The sequence below is a fragment of the Bradyrhizobium retamae genome (assembly GCF_001440415.1).
GTDB lineage: Bacteria > Pseudomonadota > Alphaproteobacteria > Rhizobiales > Xanthobacteraceae > Bradyrhizobium > Bradyrhizobium retamae.
In genome coordinates this window covers 1-9,403 of sequence record NZ_LLYA01000007.1, presented here as the reverse complement: position 1 = coordinate 9,403, position 9,403 = coordinate 1, and the positions used below count along the sequence as shown (strand labels likewise).

Below are 9,403 nucleotides of genomic sequence, written 5' to 3'. Positions count from 1 at the left end.
GCCTGTAATCATGCAATAGCCAACCTCTGCAAGGCGGCCGCCCTCGGATGCGTACCTGGATCGCGACGCAGCCGATCGATTTCCGTCGGGGGATGGACTCGCTGGCGATGCTGGTGAGCGAGGCGTTTGGGGCCAATCCGTACGACGGCGGACTTTATGTCTTCCGGTCCGAGCGCCGAGATCGCGTGAAGATCCTGACCTGGGACGGAAGCGGCCTTGTCCTTTACTACAAAAGAATCGAGGGGCAGTTCACCTGGCCGCCGATCAAGGAAGGCGTCATGCCGCTATCTCATGCTCAACTCTCGGTGCTGCTCGATGGCTCAGACTGGAAGCGTGTGCCGATGCGGGTTGTGGATCAGCCAGCGCGAGCTGGTTGATCCGTATCAAGAGTAGCTCGTCACTCATGCGGAGTTGTTGTAAAATCACTCTGCATGAGTGATTTGCCTTCCGATCCAGCATTGCTCCGACAAACCGTGATGGCGCTGTCGTCAAGGCTTGCGGCGTTGTCGGCGGAATGCAGCACGCTTTCGGCCGAGCGTGATGCGGCGATCGCCCAACGCGACGCTGCGGTTCAGGAGGCTGCGGTTCAGGAGAACGACAAGCTCCTGATGATCCTGTCCCAGTTCAAGCGCACGATCTTCGGTCCCCGCTCCGAGACACTGGATCCCGGACAGCTGCCTCTCTTCACCATCACGGCACAGGCGGCTCGTGCCGCGGCCAACGACGACGTAACCGGAGGCAGGCTGCCTGATGGAGCGGAGGGCCGTGGAAAGCGACCGGCGCGACGCAACCGGGGGAAGCTTCCGGAGCATTTGCCGCGCATCGATGTCGTAATCGATATCGAGAGCCACATCTGCCCTTGCTGCGGCGAGCGGCTGCACAAGATCGGGGAGACCGTCAAGGAAGCCTTCGACGTCATTCCGATGCAGTACCGGGTCAAGCGCATTGTGCGTCCGCGGTATGGCTGCCGGGGATGCCGCCAGGGTGTGATGCAGGCACCTGCGCCGACCCAGGCGATCGATGGCGGGATGGTGACGGAAGCCTTGCTGGCCCACATCGCGGTGATGAAATACGGCTACCAGTTGCCGCTGTATCGGCAGGAACAGATGTTCGCCGCACAAGGCATCACGCTCGATCGGCAGACGCTGGCCTCGTGGATGGGCCGCGCCGCCTGGTGGCTGAAGCCGCTTCACACGCTGTTGCGCCGCGCAGTGATGTCCTACCCGCGGCTGTTTGCCGACGAGACGCCGCTGCCAGTTCTCGATCCCGGCCGTGGCAGAACCAAAGTCTGCCAGTTCTGGGCGATCGCCACCGACGACCGCCCGTGGGGCGGCCCGGCGCCGCCGGCGGTGGTCTACATGTTTGCCGAGGATCGCAAGGCGATCCGCGCCAAGCAGCTGTTCGGGGACTACCACGGCATCCTGCAGGTCGACGGCTATGCCGCCTACAAGGGCCTGATCAAGAACGGCGGCCATCTGGTGCAGTTGGCGTTCTGCTTCGCGCATGCGCGGCGGAAGTTCTGGGACGTTCACGTCGCGACCAAGTCGCCGATTGCCGCGGAAGCGCTGCAACGGATCGCGATGTTCTACGCCATCGAGGATCGCATCCGCGGTCTGCCGGCGGCGCATCGGGCTGCAGTGCGGCAGACCGACACCAGGCCGTTGATCGAGGACTTCAAGCCCTGGCTCGAGGCGCGACTGCTAGAAGTCTCGAAGAAGTCCGGTCTAGGCAAAGCCATCCGCTACACCCTCAACCATTGGGACGGCCTGACGCGCTTCGTCGATGATGGGCGCATCGAGATCGACAGCAATACGGTCGAACGCAGCATCAAGCCGATCGGGGTAGGAAAGAAAAACTATCTGTTCGCAGGCAGTGAGGGCGGCGCCGAAACCTGGGCCACTCTAGCATCGCTCATCAACTCGGCAAAGCTTCACGACATCGACCCGCGGCACTATCTGACCGATGTTCTCGAGCGCATCGTCTCCGGACGTACCAAGATCAATCAGCTGAACACGCTGCTGCCGTGGAATTGGAAAGCCGAGCGCGACGGTTCGGAGGCAATGCTCGCCGCTTGATCAGTTCGACGGCAAGGCGTCGGGAACTTCCTGCGCATCGCTGGCGTCGTCGTAGATCTCTTCGCGGATCACGCGCAGCGTCACCTCGTGCAGATACACTTGCAGCGCACCCTCCAGCTCGGTGAACTCCGGCAGCAGCACTTTGTCGACGAAGCCCCGTGACGCACGGACCATCACCGTGTTGCGTCGCTGCCGGCGATAACGAAACGGCCGCAGCCCATATCGGCGGCAAAGCGCCAGAAAAAGGTGCCGAGACCACTGGTCGGGAAGTGAGAATTGCTGTTCGATCGGTGGATCGTGGCGAGCGAGTTCCTCGACCCGGGCCCGCACCCGCTGCAGCGCGGCTTCCGCCGCAAGGCGCTCACCAGCAGTTCCGGCCCCCACGAACAACGCCTCGATCTTCCGAAGCTTCTCGCGCAGCTGCGACTCGCTGTTCATTCTGATCCCATTGCCCGCTCCGAACCGGGATCACCCCATCACCGCGCCCCGGCGGCGTCAATCATCCCGACCGCGCTATCCAGAGCATTCCGCGCAAGTCAAGCCCGGGCACCGGTGATCCTATCGTGACGCTCACCATTGAACCTTTCACTTGCGATCATGAAGCTTCCGGATTCCGTAGCTGTCTGCTTCACACTGTACAATCTGACGCCACGTACGCTTCAAGCTCTTTCGGAGAACTGTCGTGGCGAGCCTGATTGCGGTTGCGACGCTTAACACACCCGGAACTCAAGGGCGGTGCGACGAATTTAGCCGGCAACAAACCACAAATTCCACGTTCTGCCCGAAAGGCACGCTGCGAGCACGAACTCCATACAAGAGCCGAGCAAACAATCCTTGGCGCGATATCGCGGTCCTTTTTGCTGCCCTGGCGTACGACGGCCCGGCAGCGGTCACGGGCCTTCTCCCCAGATTGGCCTTTAATTTTACGCGTATTCTTACCATTCGTCGCCGCTTACTACCTTTCTTTTCTCTTTCGCACCATCAACGCGACCATAGCTGGATCGGCGCCGTTCACCCGCCAACCCAATGAAGAGAAAGGCGAAGCAGCGTGACGGGCTGACCGATTCAGGAAACGAATGGGCAACCAATGCGTCTGCCGTCCCTTCAGAGCCGACCTAAACGAGCCCTGGCGACCGGTGAGGCTCACGACAGTCGGCTTGCGACAAACTTCTGCCTTCGCCTGAAGTCCGGATCGATGCTGCTTGCCGATCGTGACTATGGCGCCGACTGGATCAGAGAACTCGCCGTCAAGTCCGTACAGGGCGACGTCTCTATTGCTGCTCTTTGGGAAGCGATACCGTTGGCTCAGCGGGCAGCGGCTTTGGGAGTGCGTCGTCGCCGGTAGTGGTTGATCTTAGCTCGGCCGCCGCCGTGCAGTCACCTGCCCAGAGCTTGGTCCCCTTGACCGTACCGACGAACTTGCAGCCCGACGGCGCGCTCGGCTTCGCTTGAACAAGCGGCTTTCCTCCAACGCTTGGTCTCTTCGTCGGACTGACGCCTTGAGCGAGCGCGACCCCCAACGCTAAGGTTATGGCGAACACCAAGGCGGCTGTTGCGCCAATAGCTTTACGAATACTCATCTATCTTTCCCTCTCGGAAACCGGCCCGGATTGTGGTCGAGGGGCAAGCTGTTGTCGAGCGGCAACACCCGCCCGTGGTCGTCGCCCCACGCGGCGGCTGCATAGGGCTGAGTGCAGCGCCCGGTCTAAGGGCGGGATTGGTCTGCGTCGATACACCAGCCCAGGCGATGCTCCCAACGGCGAGGGCGCCAAATATAGCGAGCGACTCCCGCCACCATTCCGAGGAAATACCGAGGTGTGCAAAGGCGAGCGTCAGTCCGCGGCGTTGCAGCTCCGGCACAAGCCCGTGAAGCACGTCCTCCACACCGCACGGAAAATGCGAGATCTGCAGCATGAACCCGTCGCAGGCGCCCTGCCCCGAACCACTGCTGGATGCGGTCAGCCCACCCAGGCGGGCGTTCCGGTGAATTCGCTGATGGTTCGCGGTCGACACCGCAGCCGAAAGGACAGTGTCGACACGCCGCTTAGATAATGATTCCTTCGCCTAATCTGAGGCTAGGGTTGGATACGCTACCCGGAGCGTCGAGCGCGCGCGAATAGTCCGCCTTGTCACAAATTGCACGCCGACCTCCTGCCCGTTTAACCGGACCAACTCGCACCGCCGGAATGCAAGGCCTGTCTTTGAAAGCAACAAGAAAAACAGACGAGATCTCAAGACATCTGTCGATCCATCTATTCGCAGACGTGCGCCCGTTTCAGAAACATCAATGAGTACGCAATCGCGCCACCATGTGCCATCAGACCCCAAGAGAGTGGCTCGGTGCTCATGTTCAAATTGAACGCGCTTCGCTTTTCGCCTGTCCCGGTTCATACATCCACGCTGTTCAATGGCAGCCTCAAGAGCCATCTAGAAATTCAAGACCAAAATTACTCTCCGGGTAGCCACTTGCATGCGCCCCTGGCGAAACACAGTCGGTAATCAGTCAGGACTATCGCGTCAGCTCGCCACGAGCCGCGATACGCCAGAAACACAGACCAACTCCTATCTCAAGCCGCGGGTCCACCGGCGCGAAGCACGACCAGGGCGTCGGCTCTTAAATGAATGCAAAGGCGAGCAGGCTCGAGCAGAGCAGCGCGAGCCCTGCCGCGGTCAGGGCCAGCAGGCTGCCGGAGACAAGATCATGATTGTGCATGAAGCGCCCTTGAGTACAGCGCAAGGAGAGCGCTAATTGCTGCCTGCGACGTACATGTCAATCGATAAATTATCGCTCAAATTGACTGCACAATTTCTGCTGTTGCTATGAAAGAACGCATTTTTTCAGCGTGATCGCTGGACCGTTCGCCGTGTTGCGGCGGAAACAAAGAATATTACGTTTGAGACTTCCGACCGGGAAGAGAGCCCAGCTCTTCGGTTTTCCTGGCCCTACAACCGAGGCCGGTAAAGGGCCAAGACGTTTGCACCAACTGTCGGAGCACACTCGCAGGCGCCCGGTGTGAGCCGTTTCACAATTGCGGTAGATTTTTCGGAGTAGCTTTTTGGAATGCGTGGACTTCTGATCATCCTTGTCGCCTTTTCAATGATATTGGCGGCACGCGGCCGGCACCAGGGTGGGTTCATGCCGCGCCCAACCGCGTCCATGCCGCCGGTCAACGTGCCATAGTCAAAGGATTTGGCTCGATCAGCGCGGGAATCGCGCTTAAAAGGGGCTTGTCCCTCATCGGCATGGAGAGTGGCATGGCGCAGAACATCTACGACAGTTCCGATTTTTTCGCCGGTTACAGCCAGTTGCCCCGACAGGTGCATGGGCTGGGCGGCGCTCCTGAATGGCCCGAGATCAAAGCCATGCTGCCCGATCTTGTCGGCATGCATGTCGTCGATCTGGGGTGTGGTTTCGGCTGGGCATCACGCTGGATGCGCGAGCAAGGTGCCGCCTCTGTCCGTAGTCTTGACCTGTCGCAATGATCGCGAAAGTACCCGGCGTGTAGCGCTTCATTACGCGAAAAAGGAATCGGGCAATCCGGCATCTCACCAGGTTTCGCGCCTTCGCGTGCGCTATCTGAATGGTACGTGTCGCTCCATGCAATCATGGTAGGTCGGAGGTCCAGGGAGCGAAATTGCGGATGATTACTGAGGGACCAGACCGCGCGCATTTCTCTACCCTTGGCGGATCGTTAGCTCGAGGCGCGCTTTCGCTGAGGGTAGCTTTCTCGCCGCTGCGACGGCCGCATGAACACGGGGCGGGGTAAGCCATGGATGCGGTTCGCGGCGAAGGAGAGCATCGAGCTCTGACGCCATTCTGGCAGGTACGTCGGGATGCAAAATGGCCGCAGACGAATGGCCTGCGGCCCACCGGCGAAACTATGAACAATGATGAAATACGAACAGCCCCGGTGCTGCCGCAGCAAAGCACGTCTGGCGTGAACTTTGGATTCCGGGAATCTACGGGTGAGCACCCGTCCTGCCGAAACGGGCCCGCGGATGCGGACAACTGCGGCTCTTCTGCCGGTTTTTCTCAATCGCTCCTTAAGCAAACGGGCAATTGCCTAAAGTCGTAGCGCTTCGCTTAGCGAATTCGAAGACAAATTGACGATGATCGGTGTCGCAACCGGCGCGCGCAGGTTATTCAGTTCGGAATTTCATTTTAAAGGTCGTCAACACCAGCAAGAGCGTCGATAGAGCCAAGGCCGAAAGTACCGCGATGCAGTCGGATTCGAGAATCTATACCCTTCCGCGCTGGCGCTTGACGCGATGGCTCGCCGACTGTGGGCCGAACGTGCCCGAGGACATTCGCGTCGCGCTGGTCGGCAATGCCTACGGCACCCTGCCGGTCTTCGTCGGCGGTATCGTGAACACTGTTTTGGCCGCCGCGGCGATCACCGCGCGCTCCCCGACGCCATTGTTTATCGTCTGGCTGGCCATCGAGATCACGATTTGCCTGACGCGGCTTGCCGTGTTGATCATCGCGAACCGCGAGGCGCTGGCGCGTCGGTCGACGCCGACGGACGTCAACCTGCTGCTCTCCGTCGCCTGGAGCGCAAGCGCGGGGCGCTGATCAGCCTGGCGACGGGCGACTGGCTCGCGGCGACGCTCGCGTGCGTGTCCGCAGGCGCGATGGTCGGCGGCATCTGCTTCCGCAACTTCAGTGCGCCGCGGCTCTGCGGCGCGATGATCGTGCTCAGCCTCGGTCCGACCATTCCCGGCGCCTTGATCGTGGGCCAACCGCTGATGTTCGTCCTCTTCCTGCAGATCCCGATCTATCTCGCCGCCATGACCATGGCCTGCTTCAAGCTCAATCGGATGCTGATCGCCACGATGCAGGCGGAACGCGATAACGATTATCGCGCCCGTCACGATCCGCTGACCGGGCTCGCCAACCGCGCCGGCCTGGTCGGCGCGCTCGAGAGGCGGCTGGCGGCGCCGTGCGGCCGAGACGACATATCCGCGCTGCTCTATCTGGACCTGGACGACTTCAAGGCAATCAACGATACGCATGGCCATGACGCCGGCGACCGGCTGCTGAAGGCCGTGGCGGAGCGGATGCGAGGCGTGCTGCGCGACGGCGACCTTCCTGCACGGCTGGGTGGCGACGAATTCGTCGTGGTCACCGCCGGCTGCACCCCGGAGGAGGCAATGGCCTTCGGGGCGCGGTTGGTCGAGGTGATCGGCCTGCCCTACGACCTCGGCTCGGGCACGTCCGCCCGCATTGGCGTGAGCGTCGGGATCGCAATGGCGCCGGACCACGGCCGAAACGCGATAACCTTGCTGCGTGCGGCCAATACGGCGCTTTACGAGGCCAAGTTCGCCGGAGGGCCGCGTTGCCGGGCCGCATCCGGAGACGACCTGGCAAGACTGCGCCGGCTCCTTGCGCAAAGCGCGGCCGAGCACACGCAGGCAACCGCGGCAGCGTAGCCGGTCGCCGGTCCGCCTCCCGTTCGGCAGCAAGAGCCGGGACGCCGACATGGCGGTCATCTACTAAGCCGGGCATGGGATCGAGCTTGACGGCATCAATTATCTCATTCCGGTGGATGCCGTGATCGAGGGCGACGCCGACGTCCTGTATGCCACCGTGTCGCTCGACCGCGTCCTGTTCGCGGTCGATCCGGCAAAGCGCCTCCGGCTGATCATTCTGGATGCCTGCCGCGCCAATCCGTTCGCGAGCCGGATGAAGCGCTCGGTCGCGTCGCGCTCGGTCAGCCGGGGCCTTGCGAAAGTGGAGCCGACAAGTCCCAACACCTTGGTCGCGTACGCCGCCAAGGCCGGCTCCACCGCCGCCGACGGCGACTCCGGCAACAGCCCGTTCGCGGCGGCGCTGGTCAAATACCTTTCGAGGCCCGGCCTCGACGTTCGCCGCGCCTTCGGTTTCGTGCGCGACGATGTTCTGAAAATCACAGGCAATCGACAAGAACGCGGCCAAGCCCCTATCGGAGCCAAGCCCGGCAACGCCAAGCAGGGCAGCGGTCCGGTTGCTCACCTCGCCTCCTTGAACGGCAAGTGGAATACGGTGGCGGGCTGTCCGCGCGACGGCGCGGCGGACGGCTATGTCTGGCGCTTCGTTGCGACGCTCAAGGACGGGCAGTTTCAGGCGCAATATGGCACGCCGGGTGCATTTCCTTCCGCGACGTATGAAGGGACGATCAACGGCGATGGCTCAGGCACGCTCCACGTCGTCGGCTTCGGCGGCAACCCGAAATTCAACCTGACGAACGTCGCCGCGGGTACGCCCATCACCCACGAAATCGCCGTTCGCTTCGAGGACTCGCGCGGCACAGGCGATCAGAGCGGCCGACCGTGCCATTATACCTTCGACCGACAGCAGCCTTCGCGCTGATGAGTACTCACTTTGCCGGCGGCCGCAACGGGCTTTCCGCCCAACTCCGGGCAGTCGGGTTGAGCAGCGGGTCGTCATCGCAGTTCGTGCAGACATAGCGGCGTTGCCGCTCGTCAACAACATCGGGCACGGTGACCATCGGCTTGCCGCAAGCCGGGCACACCTTCCGGATAGGATAGAGCACCGCCATGAGATTCCCCCGTGGCGTGCAGTTTAGTGCCACCTGCCACGCCGACACAAGCGGCTCTTGCCGGGCTGGAAGCTCCGGGTCTCTTGACGGCGGCTCGCCAGCGTATTGAAATCCGGCCGTCTGATGTTGTGGGGTGGCGTGATGGAAGAGTTCTACAGCGGCTTTGCGCAGCGAGCGCGCGATCTGGCCGAGAAGGCGGATCCGTTCACCAAGAGGCGGCTGTTGGAGTTGGCCCAGCGTTACGACGCCAAGAGCAGGCCAGGCTCCGGGCACGGGCGCCCCCTGCCGCCGCCACGCATTGCCCCGCCAGCTCCGCTCTTTTCCGGCTCCGGCGAAGCGTGAGAGAGTTTCTGACTAGATTAGCGTTTTCTTGGTTCGAATCATATCAGGCGGCGTCGGCGAGTTTGTAGGACCACCTGTGGATGACCGGATGGCGATTGACGTCGTCGATACCGGCCATGATGCGCTCCTTGAGTTCGTGTTTTGAGGCCACCCGGATGTGGCGGAGGACTGAACGGGCGAACTTGGAGAAGAATCCCTCGATGAGATTGAGCCATGAGCCGTGCTTGGGCGTGAAGGTGAGCTCGAAGCGCCCGCTTGGTCGAGTGGCGAGCCAGGCTCTGGTTTCTCGCGAGATGTGCGCGGAATGATTGTCGAGGATCAACTTGATCGCAGTGTTCGGCGGATAGGCGTCATCGATAAGCCTGAGGAGTTCGACGAACTCTCGACTGCGGTGGCGATCTTTGACAAGGGCGTGGACCTTGCCGGTGAGCAGATCGATCCCAGCCA

Annotated in this window: 10 protein-coding genes and 3 pseudogenes; 8 read left to right on the top strand and 5 right to left on the bottom strand. The window is 61.7% G+C overall.

The features are described 5' to 3' along the window. Positions 1-47: 47 nt before the first annotated feature. Both tnpB and tnpC read left to right on the top strand, forming a co-directional pair. Positions 48-377 (top strand): IS66 family insertion sequence element accessory protein TnpB, encoded by a 330-nt coding sequence (gene tnpB / locus CQ13_RS03590; protein ID WP_057841655.1) that lies wholly within the window; start codon positions 48-50, stop codon positions 375-377. Positions 378-476: 99 nt separating this feature from the next. Beyond that, complete coding sequence (gene tnpC / locus CQ13_RS03585) at positions 477-2,075, top strand: IS66 family transposase (RefSeq protein WP_057841654.1); 1,599 nt, start codon at positions 477-479, stop codon at positions 2,073-2,075. Here the strand turns inward: tnpC and CQ13_RS03580 are convergent, their stop codons facing one another. Then, complete coding sequence (locus tag CQ13_RS03580; RefSeq protein WP_057841653.1) at positions 2,076-2,513, bottom strand: hypothetical protein; 438 nt, start codon at positions 2,511-2,513, stop codon at positions 2,076-2,078. Positions 2,514-3,138: 625 nt separating this feature from the next. On the opposite strand from CQ13_RS03580, the pseudogene CQ13_RS45220 reads away from it, so the two are divergent. Then, positions 3,139-3,327 (top strand): annotated as a pseudogene (locus CQ13_RS45220) (hypothetical protein); the annotation flags it as partial. A 19-nt stretch (positions 3,328-3,346) separates the two neighbouring features. Here the strand turns inward: CQ13_RS45220 and CQ13_RS03575 are convergent. Continuing rightward, positions 3,347-3,655 (bottom strand): hypothetical protein, encoded by a 309-nt coding sequence (locus tag CQ13_RS03575; RefSeq protein WP_057841652.1) that lies wholly within the window; start codon positions 3,653-3,655, stop codon positions 3,347-3,349. Positions 3,656-4,139: 484 nt separating this feature from the next. Further along, the gene (locus CQ13_RS40430) at positions 4,140-4,466 is read right to left on the bottom strand and encodes a PilZ domain-containing protein (RefSeq protein ID WP_082637299.1); all 327 of its coding nucleotides are present in this window, start codon (positions 4,464-4,466) and stop codon (positions 4,140-4,142) included. A gap of 864 nt (positions 4,467-5,330) precedes the next feature. On the opposite strand from CQ13_RS40430, the pseudogene CQ13_RS03570 reads away from it, so the two are divergent. From CQ13_RS03570 to CQ13_RS45215, 4 genes and pseudogenes are all read left to right on the top strand, one after another. Further along, positions 5,331-5,555 (top strand): annotated as a pseudogene (locus CQ13_RS03570) (class I SAM-dependent methyltransferase); the annotation flags it as partial. 814 nt (positions 5,556-6,369) lie between these two features. Further along, positions 6,370-6,648, top strand: a complete 279-nt coding sequence (locus CQ13_RS46695) for a hypothetical protein (protein WP_347337011.1) — start codon at positions 6,370-6,372, stop codon at positions 6,646-6,648. Positions 6,649-6,707: 59 nt separating this feature from the next. Next, complete coding sequence (locus CQ13_RS03565) at positions 6,708-7,505, top strand: diguanylate cyclase domain-containing protein (RefSeq protein WP_347337010.1); 798 nt, start codon at positions 6,708-6,710, stop codon at positions 7,503-7,505. A 22-nt stretch (positions 7,506-7,527) separates the two neighbouring features. Beyond that, a pseudogene (locus tag CQ13_RS45215) lies at positions 7,528-8,001 on the top strand (caspase family protein); the annotation flags it as partial. 430 nt (positions 8,002-8,431) lie between these two features. Here the strand turns inward: CQ13_RS45215 and CQ13_RS03555 are convergent. After that, entirely contained in the window at positions 8,432-8,614 is a 183-nt protein-coding gene (locus CQ13_RS03555; RefSeq protein WP_057841649.1) for a hypothetical protein, read from the bottom strand. A 141-nt stretch (positions 8,615-8,755) separates the two neighbouring features. Here CQ13_RS03555 and CQ13_RS03550 point away from each other — a divergent pair, with 141 nt between their 5' ends. Beyond that, positions 8,756-8,956 (top strand): hypothetical protein, encoded by a 201-nt coding sequence (locus CQ13_RS03550; RefSeq protein ID WP_057841648.1) that lies wholly within the window; start codon positions 8,756-8,758, stop codon positions 8,954-8,956. Positions 8,957-8,999: 43 nt separating this feature from the next. Here the strand turns inward: CQ13_RS03550 and CQ13_RS03545 are convergent. Further along, the coding region (locus tag CQ13_RS03545; RefSeq protein WP_156433475.1) for an IS630 family transposase at positions 9,000-9,403 on the bottom strand (404 nt) is incomplete at its 5' end.